Below are 20,939 nucleotides of genomic sequence, written 5' to 3'. Positions count from 1 at the left end.
TGTTCCTAATCGAGTAAAGAAATGCCAAAGCGCACCGACCTAAAAACCATCCTGATCATCGGCGCCGGCCCGATCGTCATCGGCCAGGCCTGCGAGTTCGACTACTCCGGCGCGCAGGCGTGCAAGGCGCTGCGCGACGAGGGCTATCGCGTGGTGCTGGTCAACAGCAATCCGGCCACGATCATGACCGACCCGGACATGGCCGATGCGGTGTACATCGAGCCGATCAACTGGCAGACGGTCGAGAAGATCATCGCCAAGGAAAAGCCCGACGCCCTGCTGCCGACCATGGGCGGGCAGACCGCGCTGAACTGCGCGCTGGATCTGGCCGACCACGGCGTGCTGGAGAAGTACAACGTCGAGCTGATCGGCGCCAAGCGCGAAGCCATCCGCATGGCCGAAGACCGCGAGCTGTTCCGCGTGGCGATGGGCGAGATCGGCCTGGATTGCCCCCGGGCCGAAGTGGCGCACACGCTGGAAGAGGCGCTGGATATCCAGACCCGCGTCGGCTACCCGACCATCATCCGCCCCAGCTTCACCCTGGGTGGCAGCGGCGGCGGCATCGCCTACAACCGCGAAGAGCTGATCGAGATCGTCGGCCGTGGCCTGGAACTGTCGCCGACCACCGAAGTGCTGGTGGAAGAGTCGGTGCTGGGCTGGAAGGAATTCGAGATGGAAGTGGTCCGCGACACCGCGGACAACTGCATCATCGTCTGCGCGATCGAGAACCTCGACCCGATGGGCGTGCATACCGGCGACTCGATCACCGTGGCACCGGCGCAGACGCTCACCGACAAGGAATACCAGCGCCTGCGCGATGCCTCGATCGCGGTGCTGCGCAAGATCGGTGTGGATACCGGCGGTTCCAACGTGCAGTTCGGCATCAGCCCGACCACCGGCCGCGTGGTGGTGATCGAGATGAATCCGCGCGTGTCGCGTTCCTCGGCGCTGGCGTCCAAGGCCACCGGCTTTCCGATCGCCAAGGTCGCCGCCAAGCTGGCGGTAGGCTATACGCTGGACGAATTGAAGAACGAGATCACCGGTGGCCTGACCCCTGCCTCGTTCGAGCCGTCGATCGACTACGTGGTCACCAAGATCCCGCGCTTTGCGTTCGAGAAATTCCCGCAGGCCGATGCGCGCCTGACCACCCAGATGAAGTCGGTGGGCGAGGTGATGGCGATGGGCCGCACCTTCCAGGAATCGCTGCAGAAGGCGCTGCGTGGGCTGGAAACCGGCAAGATCGGGCTGGATCCGACCGGCCTGGACCTGAGTAGCGAAGACGATATCGCCGCGCTCAAGCGCGAGCTCAAGGCGCCGGGTCCGGAGCGCCTGTTCTATGTCGCCGATGCCTTCCGCGCCGGCATGAGCGTGGCCGATGTGTATGCGCTGTCGTTCATCGACCCCTGGTTCCTGGATCAGATCGAGGAACTGATCAGCCACGAGCAGCAACTGGCCGACGACGGCATGCAGGCACTGGATGCGGCGCGTCTGCGCACGCTCAAGCGCGCCGGTTTCTCCGATGCGCGCCTGGCCGAGCTGACCGGCACCAACGAAGAATCGGTGCGCACGCTGCGTCGCGCGCTCAAGGTCCGCCCGGTCTACAAGCGCGTGGATTCGTGCGCTGCCGAATTCGCCACCAGCACCGCGTACCTGTATTCGACCTACGAGGACGAGTGCGAGGCGCTGCCGACCGATCGCGACAAGATCATGATCCTCGGCGGTGGCCCCAACCGCATCGGCCAGGGCATCGAGTTCGATTACTGCTGCGTGCACGCGGCGCTGGCGCTGCGCGATGACGGCTTTGAAACCATCATGGTCAACTGCAACCCGGAGACCGTGTCCACCGACTATGACACCTCCGACCGTCTGTACTTCGAGCCGCTGACGCTGGAAGACGTGCTGGAAATCGTCGAGCTGGAAAAACCCAAGGGCGTGATCGTGCAGTACGGCGGCCAGACCCCGCTGAAGCTGGCGCGCGCGCTGGAAGCCAATGGCGTGCCGGTGATCGGCACCTCGCCCGATTCGATCGACCTGGCCGAAGACCGCGAGCGCTTCCAGCAACTGGTCGACAAGCTGGGCCTGAAGCAGCCGCCCAACCGCATTGCCCGCAATGCCGAGGAAGCCCTGGTGCTGGCGCGCGAGATCGGCTATCCGCTGGTGGTGCGCCCGAGCTACGTGCTCGGCGGCCGCGCGATGGAAATCGTCTACGGCGAATCCGACCTGGCGCGCTATGTACGCGACGCGGTCAAGGTCTCCAACGATTCGCCGGTGCTGCTGGACCGCTTCCTCGACAACGCGGTGGAAGTGGACGTGGACATCATCGCCGACAAGGACGGCAACGTGCTGATCGGCGGCTTGATGGAACACATCGAGGAAGCCGGGGTGCATTCGGGCGATTCGTCCTGCTCGCTGCCGCCGTATTCGCTCTCGCCCAAGACCCAGGCCGAGCTGCGTCGCCAGGTGGTGATGCTGGCCGAAGGCCTGAACGTGGTCGGCCTGATGAACACCCAGTTCGCGGTGCAGGTCGATGAGGCCGGCGACGACGTGGTGTTCCTGCTGGAAGTGAACCCGCGTGCCTCGCGCACCGTGCCGTTCGTGTCCAAGGCGATCGGCATGCCGCTGGCCAAGATCGCCGCGCGCTGCATGGCCGGCAAGACGCTGGCCGAGCAGGGCGCCACCAAGGAAATCGTGCCGGGCTATTACTCGGTGAAGGAGGCGATCTTCCCGTTCGCCAAGTTCCAGGGCGTGGACCCGATCCTCGGGCCGGAGATGCGCTCCACCGGCGAGGTGATGGGTGTGGGCCGCAGCTTCAGCGCCGCGTTTGCGCGCGCGCAGGAGGCTGGCGGCATCAAGGCACCGCCGGTGGGCAAGGCGTTCGTGTCGGTGCGCGACCCGGACAAGCAGCGCGTGCTGCCGGTGGCGCAGGCCCTGGTGGAGCGCGGCTATACGCTGGTCGCCACGCGCGGTACCGGCGCCTGGCTGCAGCAGAACGGGCTGAACTGCGAGATCGTCAACAAGGTCGCCGAAGGGCGCCCGCATATCGTCGATTCGATCAAGAACGGCGAGATCGTGTATATCGTCAACACCACCGAAGGCCGCGCCGCCATTTCCGATTCGTTCTCGATCCGGCGTGAAGCGTTGCAGCATCGCGTGACCTATTCGACCACTGTCGCCGGCGCCAAGGCGCTGGTGCATTCGCTGGAATTCCGCGGCACCGGCCCTGTCTGGTCGCTGCAGGAACTGCACAAGGAACTGGAAGCATGAGAGCACCCATGACGGCAAAGGGCGCGCAGCGCCTGCGCGAAGAGCTGGACCAGCTGAAGTCGGTCAAGCGTCCGGCGGTGATCAACGCGATCGCCGAAGCGCGTGCGCACGGCGATCTGAAGGAAAACGCCGAATATCACGCCGCACGCGAGCAGCAGAGCTTCATCGAAGGCCGCATCAAGCAGCTGGAAGGCGAGCTCTCGCATGCCGAGATCATCGACATCACCAAGCTGTCGGCCGGCAACAAGATCGTGTTCGGCGCCACGGTGACGCTGGCCGACACCGAGACCGACGAAGAGAAGCGCTACCAGATCGTTGGCGATCTGGAGGCGGACATCAAGCTGGGCATGATCGCGATCTCCTCGCCGCTGGCGCGCGCGTTGATCGGCAAGCTGGAAGGCGATTCGGTCACCATCGATGCCCCGGCCGGCCAGCGCGAGTACGAAGTGGTCAGCGTTGCCTATCTGGACTGACGGGCCGGGATCGAGCGACGCCACCGACCGATGACCACTGCAACGCTGCTGCTGCCGGAAAGACGCCGCCTGCCCGGTGCGTTGGGCGACACGCCGGTGTCGCGTGCGCTGGCGCGCGCCGACCAGCAAAGCACCGAGCCCGGCGAGGTGGCGCAGCTGCAGCGCCACTTCACGCTGACGCCTGCGCAGTGGCCGGTGGCCGCATTGACCCGCCAGCTCGATGCCGGCGATGCGGCCGGTGCGACCTGGGTGCGTGCCGATCCGGCCTACGTGGTACCGGACATGCAGGGCGCGCGCTTGATGGGCTACGGCGAGGCGCTCGGCCCCACCGCCGAGGATCTGGCGGTGTTGTTGCCGATCCTCAAGCCGATGTTCGGCGATGCCGGCTTCCTGCTGGATGCGCCCACGCCTGCGCGCTGGTATCTGCGGCTGTCGCCGGATGCCAGGCTGCCCGACTTCGCGCCGCCGGATCTGGCGATCGGCGATGACCTGTTCGAGCATCTGCCGGCTGGCGAGGTCGGCCGGCGCTGGCGTGCCTTGCTGACCGAAGCGCAGGTGCTGCTGCATCAGCATCCCTGGAACGAGGGCCGCGTGGCCAGCGGCAAGCCGGCGATCAATTCGCTGTGGTTCTGGGGCGGCGGCGTGCTGCCGCAGGCAGTGAGCTCGCCGCACCGTCAGGTGCGCAGCCGCGAATCGCTGCTGCGTGCGCTGGCGCTGGCGGCTGGCGCCGATGCGCAGGGCGAACAACGCGTGGACGCATTGGTGGACCTGCGGCACCTGCGCTCGCTGCAGCAGTTCAGCGACGACGCGGTGGCGCCGTTGCTGGCGGCAATGGCGCGTGGCGAACTGGATCGGCTGGTGCTGGATTTCCAGGATGGCGACACCGTGTCGCTGACGCATGCGCAACGCTGGCGTTTCTGGCGCAAGCCGCGGGCACAGCTGGCGCAATGACCTCCACCCCGCGGATCGTCCGGCGCCCACCCGGGCAGGCCGGCAGTTGGCCCGATGCCATGTTGCCGCTGCTGCGCCGCATCTATGCCGCGCGCGGCGTGACCGATACGCAGGGCGCGCAGCCGCGTCTGGGGCAGCTGCTGTCGCCGCAGTTGTTGCACAACAGCGACGTCGCGGCCGAGCTGCTGGCCAATGCGATCGCACAGCAGCGTCGCATCCTGGTGGTGGGCGATTTCGACTGCGATGGCGCCACCGCCTGTGCGGTCGGCGTGCGTGGCTTGCGCATGCTCGGCGCGCTGGATGTCCACCACGCCGTGCCCAATCGCATGGTGCATGGCTATGGTCTGTCGCCTGCGCTGGTGGACGAGCTGGCTGCATTGCAGCCGGATCTGCTGGTCACCGTCGATCACGGCATCGCCTGCCACGCCGGCGTGGCCGCGGCCAAGGCGCGTGGCTGGACGGTGCTGGTCACCGACCATCACCTGCCTGGCGAGGTATTGCCGCCGGCCGATGCGATCGTCGATCCGAACCTGGCCAACGACCGCTTCCCGAGCAAATCCCTGGCCGGGGTCGGGGTGATCTTCTACGTGCTGATGGCCTTGCGCGGCGTGCTGCGCGCGCGCGGCGCCTTTGCCGAACGCGCCGAGCCGGATCTGTCGGTATTGCTGGACCTGGTGGCGGTCGGCACGGTCGCCGATCTGGTGCCACTGGACACCAACAACCGTGCGCTGGTGTCGGCCGGCCTGCGCCGCCTGCGCGAGGGCAAGGGGTGCATCGGCCTGCGCGCCCTGATCGAGGCCAGCGGCCGCGACGTGGCGCGCCTGAGCGCCAGCGATATCGGCTTTGCATTGGGGCCACGTCTCAACGCCGCCGGCCGGCTGGAAGACATGGCCCTGGGCATCGAACTGCTGCTCAGCGAAGACTGGAGCCGGGCGCGCGAGATCGCCGGCACCCTGGAGGAGATCAACGCCGAGCGTCGCGCGGTGCAGCAGTTGATGACCGACGATGCCGAGCAGGCGGTCACCAAGGTGGTGCTGGATGCCGATGGCGAATTGCCGATCGCCGCGTGCCTGTTCGACGCCGACTGGCATCCCGGCGTCATCGGCCTGGTCGCCTCCAAGCTCAAGGACCGGCTGCATCGCCCGGTGATTGCATTGGCGCCGGCCGAGCCGGGCAGCAGCCAGCTGCGTGGCTCGGCGCGTTCGATTCCCGGCCTGCATATCCGCGATGTGCTGGCTGCGGTGGACGCGCGCCACCCGGGCCTGATCCAGAAGTTCGGCGGGCATGCGATGGCGGCCGGATTGAGCCTGGAGCAGGCCGCGCTGGCGACCTTCGAGCAGGCATTCCAGCGCCAGGTGCAGACGATGGTGGATGCCTCGTTGCTGCATGCCGAATTGCACAGCGACGGCGAACTGGCCGCGCACGAGCTCGATCACCTGCATGCCGAGGCACTGCGCGTGGCCGGGCCGTGGGGGCAGGGTTTTCCCGAGCCGCTGTTCGATGGCCGGTTCGAAGTGCTGCAATGGCGCCTGCTCAAGGAGCGCCATCTCAAGCTCACGCTGCGCTGTGCCGGCCGCGCCGAACCGCTCAACGCCATCCACTTCAATGGCTGGCGCGGCAGCGAGCCGGCACGCATGGTGCGGCTGGCGTACCGCCTGGTCAGCGACGACTATCGCGGCGGCACCGCGGTGCAGTTGATCGTCGAACATTGCGAGCCGGCGACAGTCACTGGCTGAGCTGCGGGCTCAGCGTTCTCTCTGCCTTTTGTAGGCTGCACCTGGTGTCATCTGGATGATCCAGGCCGCGTTGGTCGAGGGCGCGTGGTGTCCTCGCCGCTCGCCGGATGCGCCGTGAATCCGTCCGTGGAGGGAGCTGAGCGTCGGGTTCTCAGGCGCGCGGCTGCCAGTCGCTGGCTTCGGTAAGGGGCGGCAGCGCGGCCGGGGATCGGCTCCTCGGCTTTGTCAGACATCCTGTCTGACTCGCCGCCGCGGCACATCCTGAGTGCCGCTCTCCGCCAATCCCCGGCCACGCTGCCGCCTCGGCATGTCGTTTCCGCGACCTGGTCAAGGCAGGCCGCTTCACCATCTTGTTTTCAAGCTTCGCGATGACGACGCTGCAGGTGTTTTCTTGAAGGCCCTGTGTTGTTCGGCGTGTGCCGGGGAGCCGATCGGACGCGCCGTGATCCAAGCCACACGCGTCATGCTCCGCCTGCAACCACGCACACCGACCATCTGGACTGGTTCTTGCCTGCCCACCGTCGCGGGACCTTGAGCGGCATGGATGCCGCGCCAGAGCCTGCACGGACGTACTTGCGGCGTGTCCCGCGAGGGTGGGCGGGAAAGGGCCTGCAGCCAGGCAACAGCTCAGCCGCTCTGCATGTGCTCTGCACTGAGCTTCGCACCACAGGCGGCATTTATGCGGGAGTACATGCTCTAAGAGCCGCATGCCTGACGGCCGCAAAGCAGTCTGGTTTGCAGTTCGAAGCGTCCTGCAAGACCGTGCAAGCGCACACTGACGCTCGCACTCGCTCGCCCTGTCCTCGCCTTGATCAGGGCGCCTTCTTGACCTCGGTCACCAAGGTCGGCAATTCCCACGCGCCGCCAGCGGCGACCAATCTGCACAGGCCGGAGGTGGATTCGGAGGTCGGCACGAAACGGCGGCCGTCCCAGGTCCAGCTGGCCTCGCTGTAGCAATCGCCCAGGCCGCGGCCCTTCTGCGATTCAAGGATGGTGGAACCGTCGATATCGCTGGCGTGCGTGGTCACCAACGTCGGCGCGAACGGCGCGCGTGCATTGATCACCCAGAAACCGGTGCCGACGTTGTAGGCGCCCATCCAGCAGTCGGTCGACACCAGCAGTTTGTCGCTGCTGAGCCGGGTGATCGACAGCGGCTCGGCCGTATCGTCGGCCTGCAGTCCCTTGCATTCCTCATCGGCCGGCAAGCTGGCACGCAGTGCTTGATAGAGCGCAGGCAGCGTGCCCAGGCGGGCATCGGCCGCTTGCGGGGCTGCGAGTTTGACCGCGCGCACCTGCGGTGCCGGCACGGCCGGCAGCACCGTGGCCTCGTCGCGATCGCCCTTGCGCACCAGTGCGCCGCGCGTGCCTAGCCGGCCCTGGAACTCGTCCATCTTCAGCAACACCGCCGCCGCCCCGCGATCGGACAGCTGCCAGCGGCGGCCATCGTTGCCCACTGCCACGATCTTGCTGCTGCGGGTCAGTGCGGCCAGCAGTGCGGTCACCTGCGCGCTGGTCAGCGGCGCGGTGCCGCTGTCGCGATTCAATGCCAGCTTGCCCAGGTCGCGCTGGTCGATGCGCAAGCTGAGCGAGGCCGGCATCTTGACCTCGTCGTACTGGCCCAGCATCAACTCGGCGGTGACCGCTTGTCCGGCACCGGCCTTGCGCGTCAGCAGCACCGACACCGGCGTGCTGCCGTCGTCATCCGGCTGATAGCCGGCAGCGCGGCAGGTGCGGGTGTTGTCGCAGGCGATGGTCCAGTCCTGGTGGTCGAAGGCAATGCCGACCGGCGCATCGGCAAGGGCGGCGACAGGCGCGAGCAACAAGGTGGCGGCAAGCAGGGTAGGGCGCATGGTGTCTTCGAAAGAGCGTGTCCGGCGCGCATCTTGCGTTGCTGCCGACGGGCAGTCCAGTGCGTGGCATGCGAAACAGCGCCACCCCTGCGCCTGGTGTTCATGAGGTCATCGGCATGACGTCGGCCTTCCTCGCCGAACGCGGCGTGCGTGCGCGCAATCCGAACAAGGGACGCAACCAGCGCACCCGGCGGATCGCAAACTCATGCAACCCCAGGCAGCCGATCACGGTGGCGGCGATCACCAGCGTCGGCTCCAGCCAGGCATTCAGATGCAACGGCATCAGCCAGTACAGCGTCACGATGATCAGGCTCTGGTGCAGGATGTACCACGGGAACACCGCCTCCGTGCAGTACGGCAGCCAGCGGAACGGGCGGTTCAATCGGTGTCTGGCCCAGCCAAGAATCGTCAGCAGCGCCAGCCATGTGTAGGCGGCACGTGCGCTGTGCTCGATCACCGCCCACGGCAGCGCGGCCAGCGCTGCACCCGGTTGCGCAGTCTGCCCATGGATGCTGGCATAGCGAATGGCCAGTTCGGTGCCGATTGCCGTAAGCGCGGTGCCTAGCGTGAGCCAGCGCAGCTGCACGGCCCACTGCCAGAAGCGCTCGCTGCGCGCCAGCAGGTATCCCAGGACGAATAGCGGGAACGACTCGGCGTGCACGAACCAGTCGCCAAACAGCGCGTGGGTGGGCGGGTGGCGTGGCATCACCCACAGCACGCAGAACGCTTCCCACAGGATCGGCAACAGCAGCAGAGCCGGCACCGCCAGCGCAGTGGGCAGGCCCGGTAACGCGGTCAGCCGCAGCGGGCGTGTCAGCGACACCAGCGCCATCAATGCGACGGTGTAGGGCAGCAGATAGGCCAGATACCACAGATGGTTCCAGGTGATGCCATGCTGCCAGCCATCGAAACTGCCGGCCGGCCACGGCCGCACCTGCCAGTAGCGCAACAGGAAGTTGCCCAAGCCCGGGCTGACCTTGCCGTTGCTCACGCCCTGGCAATAGGCCTGCACCGCGACCACCACGAACATGCCGAACAACAACGGTGGCAGCAATCGCCCGCAGCGCCGCAAGGCAAAGCGCCAGGGCGTGGCCTGCGGCCGCGACAACCCGATGGCGATGCCGGAGATCATGAACAGCAAGGGCATCCGCCAGCGGTTGAGCACGATCATCGGCCATTGCAGCCACTGCGCGGTGTGCACGCTCTTGAGGTGGAACTCCCAGTCGGCCACGTAGGCCATGCCCGCGTGGTACAGGATCAGCAGTGCGAAGGCGAAGACGCGCAAGGCGTCGATATCGTGGCGGCGCTCGGTCATGGTCGTGTCGGTAGGAGACGTGCCCGCATCCTCGGCAACGCCGGCCCCAGGCAGCTGCGCCAAGGGTGGCAATGCCGTCCTGGAGTGACCAGTTGCGGTCCTGCAGGGACGAACCGGGGGCGGCAAGCTGGCGGTTTGCATAGAATGCGCGGATGAATTCACCTGTGTCCGGGGCGATCGAACGCCAGACCGACAGCGCTGCCAATGCGGGCAGGCGGTGGGTAGCGTTGATCTGGCTGCTGGTTTTCTATGGCAGCGCGCTGGGCAACACCGCCAGCACATGGCTGGCGGCACGGCGCGACGGCCAGCCGCTGCTGCTGTGGCAGGTGCTGACCTGGGAGCTGAGCAGCGCGACCGTCTCACTGCTGCTCTTGCCGCCGCTGATCTGGCTCTGCACGCGTTGGCCATTGCATGCCGATGTCTGGCGGCGGCGCGTTCCTGTCTATATTGCGGCCGCACTTGTCTGGTGGCTGCTGCACGTGAGCGGCATGGTGCTGCTGCGCAAGCTGGTCTATCTGGCGGTCGGTGCGCACTACGATTTCGGCGCCTTGCGGTTGCAGTGGATGTACGAACTGTCCAAGGATCTGCGCACCTTTGCCCTGCTGGTGGCGCTACGCCACACGCTGGCCTGGTATGGCCGGCGTCGGCAGGGCGAGGCGCATCTGCTGACCGCGCCGGACGAAGGCCCGCCGGTCGAGCCACTGGACCGTCCGGAACGCTTTCTGGTGCGCAAGCTGGGACGCGACTTCCTGGTCGCCACCGCCGACATCGAGTGGATCCAGGCGTCGGGCAACTACGTCAACCTGCATGTACGCGGCCACGATTACCCGCTGCGCAGCACGATGGCCGCGATCGAGGCCAGGCTCGACCCGGCCGTGTTCGTGCGCATCCATCGCAGCTATCTGGTGAAGCTGGCACGCGTGCAGGCGATCGAGCCGCTGGAATCCGGCGACGCGCGTGTACACCTGGCCGACGCCGCCGTGCTGCCGTGCAGCCGCCGTTACCTGGCTGCATTACGGGCGTTGGCGGGGCAGGCGCCCACACCGCAGCGTGTCGAGGCCGCGCCGGGCTGACCGTTCCAGGCGGTCAGCCTTGCGACCGGAGCGAGCGCCAGCCTCGCAGTGGCAGATGAGCCCAGACGCTCGTCATCTGGACCGCCTGCTGGCTGCCTTGCTCCGGTCTGAGCTTGCAGTGGTCGCCATGACGTCCATGGCCGGCACGAACCTGCGGCCCGTCACGATCGCCACCGCGTTCCGCCGCCGCCGCCCGCTTGCTAAACTACCGGGCTTGTTTGCCGGAAATCCGTCATGATCGAAACCAATCCGATCCGCCAGCGCATCACCGATCTCAACGATCGCGTGCTCTCGCTCAGGGGGTATCTTTGACTACGACGTCAAGAAAGAGCGTCTAGAAGAAGTCAGCCGGGAGCTCGAGAGCCCCGACGTGTGGAACGACGCCGAGCGCGCGCAGGCCCTGGGGCGCGAGCGCTCGATGCTGGAAAAGACTGTGATCGGCATCGCCGACGTGCTGGCCGGCCTGGGCGATGCCGCCGATCTGCTGGAACTTGCCGAGAGCGAGCAGGACGAAGACACCGCGGTGGCGGTGATCGCCGATCTGGACAAGTACCAGACCCATGTCGAAAAGCTGGAATTCCAGCGCATGTTCTCCGGGCAGATGGACGGGGCCAATGCCTTCGTCGACATCCAGGCCGGCGCCGGCGGCACCGAGGCGCAGGACTGGGCCGAAATCCTGCTGCGCATGTACCTGCGCTGGGCCGAGTCGCGCGGCTGGAAGACCGAGCTGATGGAAGTGTCCGGCGGCGAAGTGGCGGGCATCAAGTCGGCCACGATCCGCATCGAGGGCGAGTATGCCTATGGCTGGCTGAAGACCGAGATCGGCGTGCACCGGCTGGTGCGCAAGTCGCCGTTCGATTCGGACAACCGCCGGCATACCAGCTTCACCTCGGTGTTCGTGTCGCCGGAAGTGGACGACAACATCGAGATCGACATCAATCCGGCCGATCTGCGTACCGACGTGTACCGCTCCTCCGGTGCCGGTGGCCAGCACGTCAACAAGACCGAATCGGCAGTGCGTATCACGCACATCCCGACCAACACCGTGGTCGCCTGCCAGACCGGCCGCAGCCAGCACCAGAACCGCGACAACGCGATGAAGATGCTGGCCGCCAAGCTGTACGAGCTGGAAGTGCAGAAGCGCAACGTCGAACGCGACGCGCTGGAAGCCACCAAGTCCGACATCGGCTGGGGCAGCCAGATCCGCAACTACGTGCTCGACCAGAGCCGCATCAAGGATCTGCGCACCGGCATCGAACGCAGCGATACGCAGAAAGTGCTGGACGGCGATCTGGACGAATTCGTCGAGGCCAGCCTCAAGGCCGGCCTGGCGGCAGGCTCCAAACGCCTGGATGCCTGATCGCGCGGCGAGGCCGCCGCGTCCGCTGCGACATCGGCGGCGCGGTTGCAGTGCGGCACATCGCCACGCAATCCCGTTGCGCCGCGCAGTTGTCACCGAGACACCGTAAAACGCAGGAACCGGCCCGCCCGGTTCCGCATTCTCCACCGGGCATGCGCCCGACCTATCGCAGACCGATTCCCGCCATGACCGAGCAGACCCCCGCGCCGCAGATCCCCGCCGACGAGAACAGCCTCATCGCCGAGCGTCGCGCGAAACTGGGCGCGTTGCGCGGCCAGGGCATCGCCTATCCCAACGATTTCGTGCGCGAACACTTCGCCGGCGACCTGCAGGGCGAATTCGCCGATGCCGACACCTGGACTTCCGAAGCGCTGGAAGCAACCGGGCGCACGGTCCGGATGGCCGGCCGCCTGATGGCCAAGCGGGTGATGGGCAAGGCCAGCTTTGCGCAGATCCAGGACGAGTCCGGGCGCGTGCAGCTGTTCCTGCAGGGCAATGTGCTCGGCGATGCCTATACCGCGTTCAAGGGCTGGGATGTCGGCGACATCGTGGCGGTGGAGGGCGGGCTGACCCGCACCAAGACCGGCGAGCTGTCGGTCAAGGCCAGCGCGCTGCGCCTGCTGACCAAGTCGCTGCGTCCGTTGCCGGACAAGTGGCATGGCCTGTTGGACGTGGAGCAGCGCTATCGCCAGCGCTACGTCGACCTGATCGTCACCCCGGAAGCGCGCGAGGTCTTCATCAAGCGCTCCAGGATCATCCGCGCGATCCGCGCCTGGCTGGACGCGCGCCGCTTCCTGGAAGTGGAAACGCCGATGATGCATTACATCCCCGGTGGCGCCACCGCCAAGCCGTTCACCACCCACCACAACGCGCTGGACCTGGACCTGTACCTGCGCGTGGCGCCGGAGCTGTACCTCAAGCGGCTGGTGGTCGGTGGCCTGGAGCGCGTCTACGAGATCAACCGCAACTTCCGCAACGAGGGCGTGTCGACCCGGCACAACCCCGAGTTCACCATGCTCGAGCTCTACGAGGCCTATGCCACGTACCACCAGATCATGGACCTGACCGAACAGGTGATCCGCGACACCGCGCAGTCGGTGCTGGGTACCACCCAGGTGAACTGGGACGGCGCCGCCATCGATCTGGCGCCGGCTTTCCGGCGCTGGCGCATGGATGAGGCCGTTCGTCACCACAATCCTCAGATCAGCGCGGCCGATTGCACTGATCGCGACGCGCTGCTGGCGCACTGCGAGCGGCTGAAGATCAAGGTCAAGCCATCCTACGGCTGGGGCAAGCTGTTGCTGGAAATCTTCGAGGCCACCGTGGAACACACGCTGGTGCAGCCGACCTTCATCACCGACCACCCGGTCGAGGTGTCGCCGCTGGCGCGCTCCAGCGACACCGAGCCGGGGTATACCGACCGCTTCGAGCTGTTCATCAACGGCAAGGAGCTGGCCAACGGCTTCTCCGAGCTCAATGACCCGGAAGACCAGGCCGCGCGGTTCCAGGCGCAGGTGCAGGCCAAGGACGGTGGCGACGACGAAGCGATGCATTACGACGCCGACTACATCCGTGCGTTGGAGTACGGCATGGCGCCGACCGGCGGCCTGGGTATCGGCATCGACCGCCTGGTGATGCTGCTGACCGGCAGCACCTCGATCCGCGATGTGCTGCTGTTCCCATATATGCGTCCGGAAGCCTGATCTTTTTTGTGCCGTCGGCGTGCCGACGGCACAGATACTGCATATGCTAGAGCGGAGCCCCGAATGGCGTATCGTCGGGGGAGTCGGCCCGGCGGCCGGCGTCATCGCTTTTCCGTTCTCAGGAAAGAGGAGCAACGGCTATGCAGGATGTTTTGGGTAATCTTGCCGGCGTGTCGTCGGCGGATACATCGGGAAGCTGGTCGGAAAAGGCGGATCTGGGATTGAACATCGTCATTGTCGATGACCAGATGTCTGCGCGGACGATGCTGCGCCACGTCATCGAGGACATCGCACCGGAATTGAAGGTCTACGATTTCGGTGATCCGCTCGACGCGTTGGCGTGGTGCGAGGCCGGACGGGTGGATCTGTTGCTGCTCGACTATCGCATGCCGGGCATGGATGGCCTGGAGTTCGCCCGGCGTCTGCGCCGGCTGCCCAGCCATCGCGATATCCCGATCATCCTGATCACCATCGTCGGCGACGAGCCGATCCGCCAGGCCGCGCTGGAGGCGGGCGTGATCGACTTCCTGGTCAAGCCGATCCGTCCGCGCGAACTGCGCGCACGCTGCGCCAATTTGCTGCAGCTGCGTCAGCAGAGCGAAAGCGTCAAGCAACGCGCGCTGTCGCTGGAGCAGCGTCTGCTGGCCAGCATGAACGAGGTCGAAGAGCGCGAACGCGAGACGTTGTCGCGGCTGGCGCGCGCCATCGAGTACCGCGACTCGGGCACCAGCGCCTTCCTGGAGCGCATGTCGCACGTGGCCGGCCTGATCGCCGAGCAGCTCGGGTTGTCCGAGGAAGAAGTGCGCATCATCGAGATGGCCGCACCGCTGCACGACATGGGCAAGATCGCCATTCCCGACGCGGTGTTGCTCAAGCCGGGCAAGCTCACCGACGACGAGATGAGCATCATGAAGCGGCATCCGCGCATCGGCTACGAGCTGCTCAGCGGCAGCCAGAACCGTTTCATCCAGGTCGGCGCCTTGATCGCGTTGCGTCACCACGAGCGTTACGACGGCACCGGTTACCCGGATGGGCTGGTTGGCGAAGCGATCCCGCTGGAAGCGCGCATCGTGGCGGTGGCCGACGTCTTCGACGCGCTGCTGTCGCCGCGCCCGTACAAGGAGGCATGGACCATGGACGCCGCGCTGGCCTATCTGTATGCACAACGCGGTCGCCTGTTCGACCCGCGCTGCGTGGATGCGCTGCTGCGCGGTCGCGCGCAGCTGGACCAGATCTGCGGCGAATTCTCGACCGCATCGGCACGACCCGGGGTGTGAGGCAATGAATCCGTTCGGAAGGATCCGGCAGCGGTTGATGCATCGACCCGACAGCGAACATGGTCAGGCGATCGTCCGCATCGTGCTGATCAGCCTGATTCTGGCGTATGTCCTGCTGCCGGGTGTCCGGCACAGCCTGCCGCCGCACCAGCACACCGGCGTTCTGGTCATTGTGCTGACGGGCCTGAGTCTCGGACTTGCGTTGTTCGGGTGGCTGCTGTGGCGGCCCGGGCGCTCGGATGCGCGTCGCATCCTGGGCATGTTGGCCGATTACGGCTTGATGGCGGCCGGCATGATCCAGATGGGCGAGCCGCTAGCCTGGGTCTATGTCGTGGTGATGTGGGTCACCGTCGGCAACGGCCTGCGCTACGGCAACCGCTATCTGTACCTTGCGGTGGGAATGGCGGTAGTGAGCTTTTCCACGACGCTGTGGATGACCGACTACTGGCAACGCAACCAGCGGCTCGGTATCGGGCTTGCCGTTGGTCTGGCCGCCGTTCCGTTGTATTTCTCCAGTCTTCTGCGGCAGTTGACCCGCGCCACCGCCGAGGCGCGCCGTGCCAGTGAGGCCAAGAGCCGCTTCCTGGCCAACATGAGTCACGAGTTTCGGACACCGCTCAATGGCCTGTCCGGCATGACCGAGGTATTGGCAACGACGCGTCTGGATAGCGAGCAGCGCGAATGCCTGAAGACCATTCAGGCATCGACACGCAGCCTGCTGGCGCTGGTAGAGGAGGTGCTGGACATCTCGGCCATCGAAGCCGGCAAGCTGCGGATCAACACGTCCGACTTTGCGTTGCAGGACATCCTGCAGGCAATCGGTCTGATCCTGGAGCCGCAGGCCAGGGCCAAGGGGCTGCATTACCAGACAGCCGTGGCTGCCGACGTGCCTTCGCGTGTGCACGGGGACGCGGGACATCTGCGGCAAATCCTGCTCAACCTGGTCGGCAACGCGGTCAAGTTCACCGACCACGGCAGTGTCCAGTTGAAGGTGGCTGCCACCGAGGCCAGCGGCCGCGGCGGTTTGCTGCTCCGTTTTGAGGTGCTCGATACCGGCATCGGTGTGCCGGTCGATATGCGTCCGCGTTTGTTCGAGGCGTTTGAACAGGCAGATACCGGACTGGCACGCCGGTTCGAAGGCAGCGGCCTGGGAACCACGATCGCCAGGGGGCTGGTCCAGTCCATGGGGGGCGCGATCGGGTTCGAAGAAAATCCCGCGGGCGGCAGCTTGTTCTGGTTTGAACTGCCGTTTGGCCTGGCGGCCGCCAAGCCCGCAGCAACGCCATCGCCTGTGCTGCATGAGGCGGAGTCCACGATACCGGGCAACGTGATTGCGTTTGCCGATCCGTTTCTACGTCACCGTGCCCGCGTGCGCAGCATGCATATCCTGGTGGCGGACGATCATCTGGCAAATCGCCTGGTTCTGCAGCGGTTGCTGCAGAAAGCAGGCCATCGCGTGACCTGCGTTGACGGCGGCGAGGCCGTACTGGATGCATTGGCCGAGGCAGACTTCGACGCGGCCATCGTCGACTTGCACATGCCCGGTGTCAGCGGTCTGGACATGTTGAAGCAGCTCAGGGTGATGCAGGCGGGCGGTATGCCGGGCACCCCGGTCGTGGTGTTGAGCGCCGATGTCACCCCCGAGTCGATTCGCAGCTGCGAGCAGGCGGGCGCCTATGCCTTCCTGGCCAAGCCGGTGGCGGCGATCAAGCTGCTGGATACGCTGGCCGAAATCGCCGTCAACCAGAAACTGCGTCAGGCCGATCCGGCCATCGCTACCCGCAGCCCGGCGCCGAGTGGCGCCGTCCTCGACCCTGCCGTGCTCGACGAGCTGGCGGAACTGGGGATGGGGAATGAGTTCGAACGCGAGTTCATTCAGCAATGTCTCAGCGATGCCGCAGCTTGCGTTGTCCAGCTCGGCAAGGCGGCGGCGGACCAGGACTGGGCACGTCTGCGCGAGCATGCTCACGCGGTCAAGGGCGTTTCCAGCAATCTCGGGCTGGTGGCGCTGGCCGAACAGGGAGGTGAGTTGATGCGCCTGCCCGAAGCGCAGCTGCGCGCAGAATGGAGCCAGAGGCTGGAGCAGCTGAAGACGGGGTTGACACTCGGGCGCGAGGCGCTTGCTCAACGCGCACGGAACAAGTCCGACGGCGGAGTCAGCGGGAATGGCGACCGCGGCTAAGTGAAGCCCGGCGATAGGCCGGGCCTGATTCCCCCAGTACTGGATCCACCAAATCAGGCGGCACTTGCGCCAGCGCGGCGATTCTGTGCCTTGACCAAACGATCCATCGTGCGCAGTGATTTCTCGCTCAGTGCCAGGGCAGTGTCGACCCAGACCTCGGTAATGCGCAGCAATTCGTCGTAAGGCACCGCCTGCGCGAGGTTGCGTGCGGCGTTCATTGCCAGATAGGCATGGGAGATGCGCTTTTGCTGGCGAATCAGCGTTTCGGTGGCAACGACTCCCTGGCCCTTGGGGACGAGCACGTCCACGATTCCCATCGCATGCATTTCCTCGCTGCTGTAGATGCGTCCGTCGAGAATGATTTTTTCTGCCAGTTGGGGCGACACGCGACGGCACAGGAACGAATACGCGCCCATGCCCGGAAACAGACCGAACAAGACCTCGGGCAGTCCCATCCCGATGCCTTCTTCGGCCACGATGGTGTGGCAGGCCAGGGCCATCTCCAATCCACCTCCCAATGCATCGCCTTGCAGCAGCGCAATGCTGCGCACGTCCCCGCCAAAGCCGACATGCAGGTGATGGACGCCTTCCACGCAGCGGGTGGCATAGCGCATCAACTGCTCGCGGTTTTGGTCGCGGATCAGGCGTGCAAACAGGTCCAGATCGCCGCCTAAATTGAAGGCGGTGGAGTCGGATGCAAGCACGAAGTGGCGTAGTTCACCACTGCGCCGCTCATGCGGGGCGCGGGTGATGGATCCCATGACATCCCATATGTCGTCCAGCAATTCGGGACTGCAGCAGGGACGGATGCCAAAACGCGCATTGGCATGCATGAACAACCAGTGGGTGCCATCAGCGGCCGACGCATCGACCCGAATGGTGGAGTGGGGGCGGCCGATCGAAATCTTTTCAACGGTATTCATGGGCGTGATCCTGGAAAAGCCCGCGATGGGAGAGTGGACGCCGGCGGGCGCGCGCGATCCACTCCGAATCGATGCTACACCGGCACTATCTCCATGAACGCTGAGGGCTTCCTTTCTACCCGGTGAGCCCTGTGTGCTGAATCTTTCAGCGAATGTCTGCAAACAAATGCAGTTTATTGTGGATTACCCAGTGCTGAAATTATCTGTCTGGTCATTGGCCTGTGGTTTCCTGCAGGACTCCCCTGGCCGGTGTTATCAACCGCAAAGTGCGTGCCTGCATTTGCGGGTGTCAAAAATGCGGATATAACCAGGTGCAAACTGGCCATCGTTCCGGCATGTCCGCGGTCGCAAACCACTCGTCTGAGACGCGTGAACCGTCCGAAGCGTGCAAAAGCAGACGCCCGCAAGGCCTGGAGGCAGTGCGGGCGTGGGATGGCAGCCGGGTGGCCGTCGATCTGCGGTGGCGCCGGGGGATTATCCCTTGGGCGCATCCCGCAGTTCGCGGCGCAGGATCTTGCCGACATTGGTTTTCGGCAGTTCCTTGCGGAACTCGATCACGCGCGGCTGCTTGTAGCCGGTCAGGTTGGCGCGGCAGTGCGCCTTGACCGCATCGGCGGTCAGCGCAGGGTCCTTCTTCACGATGACGGCCTTGACGATCTCGCCGGACTTCTCGTCCGGCACGCCGACAGCGGCCACTTCCAGCACCCCGGGCATTTCGGCGATCACGTCCTCGATCTCGTTCGGGTAGACGTTGAAGCCGGACACCAGGATCATGTCCTTCTTGCGGTCGACGATGTAGACGAAACCCTGCTCGTCCATCCGTGCGATATCGCCGGTGTGCAGCCAGCCGTCGGCATCCATCACCTTGGCGGTTTCTTCCGGCTTCTTCCAGTAGCCCTTCATCACCTGCGGACCCTTGATGCACAGCTCGCCGATCTCGCCCAGCGGCAGCATCGCGCCGGCGTCGTCCTTGATGCAGGCATCGGTGGACGGAATCGGCAGGCCGATCGAGCCGTTGTAGTCCTTCAGGTCCATCGGGTTGATGCAGGCGGCAGGCGAGGTTTCGGTCAGGCCGTAGGCCTCGACCAGGGTCAGGCCGGTGACCTTTTTCCAGCGTTCGGCGACTGACCGTTGCACCGCCATGCCGCCGCCAAGGGTCATCTTCAACGTGGAGAAATCCACCTGGTCGAAGCCGGGCGTATTGAGCAGGCCGTTGAACAGCGTATTGACGCCGGTGAAGGCGGTGAAGCGGGTCTTCTTCAATTCCTTGACGAAGCCGGGCATGTCGCGCGGATTGCTGATCAGGTGATTGCAGCCGCCGATCTTCATGAAGACCAGGCCGTTGGCCGTCAATGCAAAGATGTGGTACAGCGGCAGCGCGGTGATCACCACCTCGGCGCCTTCTTCCAGCTTGCCGGTGCCGGCAAGCCACTGGTGGGCCTGCTGCATGTTGGCCACCAGATTGCGGTGGGTGAGCATCGCGCCCTTGGCCACGCCGGTGGTGCCGCCGGTGTACTGCAGGAAGGCGATGTCATCGGGCTCGATCTGCAGCGTCGGCACGCTGTGCTTGCGGCCCAGCGCCAGTGCGTCGCGAAACCGGATCGCGCCCTTGATGCGGTAATCGGGCACCAGCTTCTTGACGTACTTGACGACGAAGTTGACCAGCGCCGCTTTCGGGAAGCCGAGCATGTCGCCCAGGCCGGTGGTGATCACCTGCTTGACCGGGGTGTCGGCGATGACCTGCTGCACGGTGGTGCCGAAGTTGTCGATCACCACCAGCACGCTGGCGCCGGCGTCGATCAGCTGATGCTTCAGCTCGCGCGGGGTGTAGAGCGGATTGACGTTGACCACGGTCAGGCCGGCACGCAGGATGCCGAAGGTGGCCACCGGATACTGCAGGCAGTTGGGCATCATCAGGGCGACGCGGTCGCCTTTCTTCAACTGCAATTCGCCAAGCAGATAGGCGGCGAACTGCTCGACCAGTTGATCGGCTTGCCGATAGGTGATGGTCTTGCCGAAGCTGTGATATGCGGGGCGGTCGGCGAACCGTTTGACCGAGGTGGCGAACACCTCTGCCACGGTCCGGAACTGCTCCAGATCGATCTCGGCGGCAACGCCGGCCGGATAACTTTGCAACCAAGGACGTGCCTGATTCATCTGCCCCCCTCCAGGGTGTTCGCTACGTGACGCGGTGTGTTCCACGGCGCTACAACAGCTGGCAGCATACCGTCATGGATGGAAAAGGCGAAGCGTGATGCAGGGCAGCATTCAAGCGCGGTGGCGGGTCGGGTTGGTTGCGATTTGCATCGTGGGCCTGGTCGGTTGCACGCGTGCCGCACCGGAACAACGGCTGCGCGCAACGCTGGAGACGATGCACCAGGCGATCGAAGCGCGCGACATCGGCGAGGCGATGGCGCCGGTGGCCGAGGATTTTGTCGGCGACCAAGGACTGGACGCAGCCGGCCTGCGGCGATTGATGCAGCTGCAGATGCTGGGCAATCGCCGCATCGGCGTGACCCTGGGGCCGGTGGATGTGCAACTGCACGATGACACCGCACGCGTGCGTTTCACCGCGCTGCTGACCGGCGGCAGCGGGCGCTGGCTGCCCGAGCAGGCACAGACCTACCAGGTGACCACCGGCTGGCGCTTGCAGGACCGCGACTGGCAGCTGTATCACGCGCAGTGGGAGCCGACCGGGCACTGATGCCGCGATTCTGGAGCGCGCATCGCCGGTGGGCGCGGTGGGTATCGGATGGCAAGGTATTTCCCCGCTGCGCTGCGTTGGCGTGCAGCGCCTGTCCGCTTCCGATGATTGCTCACCTGTCCGGCAAT

General features: G+C 65.6%; 14 protein-coding genes. 10 read left to right on the top strand and 4 right to left on the bottom strand.

All coding sequences use genetic code 11. From position 1 onward, the window contains the following. The first annotated feature begins 21 nt into the window (after nt 1-21). The 4 genes from carB to recJ are packed head-to-tail and all read left to right on the top strand — an operon-like array spanning nt 22 to nt 6,424. Nucleotides 22-3,264 carry a carbamoyl-phosphate synthase large subunit gene (carB, locus tag EO174_RS06075; RefSeq protein WP_126943067.1) on the top strand — a complete coding sequence of 1,081 codons (3,243 nt, stop codon included), beginning with the start codon at nt 22-24 and terminating at the stop codon, nt 3,262-3,264. Nucleotides 3,265-3,272: 8 nt separating this feature from the next. After that, the gene (gene greA / locus EO174_RS06070; protein WP_016903166.1) at nt 3,273-3,737 is read left to right on the top strand and encodes a transcription elongation factor GreA; all 465 of its coding nucleotides are present in this window, start codon (nt 3,273-3,275) and stop codon (nt 3,735-3,737) included. Between the two features lie 30 nt (nt 3,738-3,767). Continuing rightward, on the top strand, nt 3,768-4,688 hold the full coding sequence (locus EO174_RS06065; protein WP_126943064.1) for a phosphoglycerate mutase: 921 nt from the start codon (nt 3,768-3,770) through the stop codon (nt 4,686-4,688). Continuing rightward, on the top strand, nt 4,685-6,424 hold the full coding sequence (gene recJ / locus EO174_RS06060) for a single-stranded-DNA-specific exonuclease RecJ (protein WP_126943061.1): 1,740 nt from the start codon (nt 4,685-4,687) through the stop codon (nt 6,422-6,424). The genes EO174_RS06065 and recJ overlap by 4 nt, the downstream gene beginning before the upstream one ends. An 812-nt stretch (nt 6,425-7,236) precedes the next feature. Here the strand turns inward: recJ and EO174_RS06055 are convergent. Then, on the bottom strand, nt 7,237-8,274 hold the full coding sequence (locus EO174_RS06055) for a DUF1176 domain-containing protein (RefSeq protein ID WP_126943058.1): 1,038 nt from the start codon (nt 8,272-8,274) through the stop codon (nt 7,237-7,239). A gap of 100 nt (nt 8,275-8,374) precedes the next feature. Beyond that, nucleotides 8,375-9,589, bottom strand: a complete 1,215-nt coding sequence (locus EO174_RS06050; protein WP_126943055.1) for an acyltransferase family protein — start codon at nt 9,587-9,589, stop codon at nt 8,375-8,377. Between the two features lie 152 nt (nt 9,590-9,741). On the opposite strand from EO174_RS06050, the gene EO174_RS06045 reads away from it, so the two are divergent. The 5 genes from EO174_RS06045 (at nt 9,742) to EO174_RS06025 (ending at nt 17,184) form a co-directional block, all read left to right on the top strand. After that, a complete protein-coding gene (locus EO174_RS06045) occupies nt 9,742-10,662 on the top strand; it encodes a LytTR family DNA-binding domain-containing protein (RefSeq protein WP_126943052.1) in 921 nt (306 codons plus the stop codon). A 234-nt stretch (nt 10,663-10,896) separates the two neighbouring features. Continuing rightward, nucleotides 10,897-12,022, top strand: a protein-coding gene (gene prfB / locus EO174_RS06040) for a peptide chain release factor 2 (RefSeq protein WP_104544732.1) whose coding sequence is annotated in 2 segments (ribosomal slippage) — nt 10,897-10,971 and nt 10,973-12,022 — 1,125 coding nt in all. Because the reading frame shifts where the segments join, the coding sequence is not laid out codon by codon here. A gap of 185 nt (nt 12,023-12,207) precedes the next feature. Continuing rightward, the gene (gene lysS / locus EO174_RS06035) at nt 12,208-13,725 is read left to right on the top strand and encodes a lysine--tRNA ligase (RefSeq protein ID WP_126943049.1); all 1,518 of its coding nucleotides are present in this window, start codon (nt 12,208-12,210) and stop codon (nt 13,723-13,725) included. A 140-nt stretch (nt 13,726-13,865) separates the two neighbouring features. Then, a complete protein-coding gene (locus EO174_RS06030) occupies nt 13,866-15,002 on the top strand; it encodes a two-component system response regulator (RefSeq protein ID WP_026064477.1) in 1,137 nt (378 codons plus the stop codon). 4 nt (nt 15,003-15,006) lie between these two features. Beyond that, nucleotides 15,007-17,184 (top strand): ATP-binding protein, encoded by a 2,178-nt coding sequence (locus EO174_RS06025; RefSeq protein WP_126943046.1) that lies wholly within the window; start codon nt 15,007-15,009, stop codon nt 17,182-17,184. Between the two features lie 53 nt (nt 17,185-17,237). Here the strand turns inward: EO174_RS06025 and EO174_RS06020 are convergent, their stop codons facing one another. Together EO174_RS06020 and EO174_RS06015 are read right to left on the bottom strand one after the other, a co-directional pair. Continuing rightward, the gene (locus EO174_RS06020) at nt 17,238-18,107 is read right to left on the bottom strand and encodes a crotonase/enoyl-CoA hydratase family protein (RefSeq protein WP_016903176.1); all 870 of its coding nucleotides are present in this window, start codon (nt 18,105-18,107) and stop codon (nt 17,238-17,240) included. A gap of 474 nt (nt 18,108-18,581) precedes the next feature. Continuing rightward, entirely contained in the window at nt 18,582-20,264 is a 1,683-nt protein-coding gene (locus EO174_RS06015; protein WP_126943043.1) for a long-chain fatty acid--CoA ligase, read from the bottom strand. 97 nt (nt 20,265-20,361) lie between these two features. On the opposite strand from EO174_RS06015, the gene EO174_RS06010 reads away from it, so the two are divergent. Further along, nucleotides 20,362-20,811 (top strand): nuclear transport factor 2 family protein, encoded by a 450-nt coding sequence (locus EO174_RS06010; protein ID WP_126943040.1) that lies wholly within the window; start codon nt 20,362-20,364, stop codon nt 20,809-20,811. Nucleotides 20,812-20,939: the final 128 nt, after the last annotated feature.

The sequence above is a fragment of the Xanthomonas sp. BRIP62418 genome (genome assembly GCF_003993495.1).
In the GTDB taxonomy this organism is placed as follows: Bacteria; Pseudomonadota; Gammaproteobacteria; order Xanthomonadales; family Xanthomonadaceae; genus Xanthomonas; species Xanthomonas euroxanthea.
Note: the sequence above shows the minus strand (reverse complement) of the source record. Positions and strands in the feature narration are given on the sequence as shown.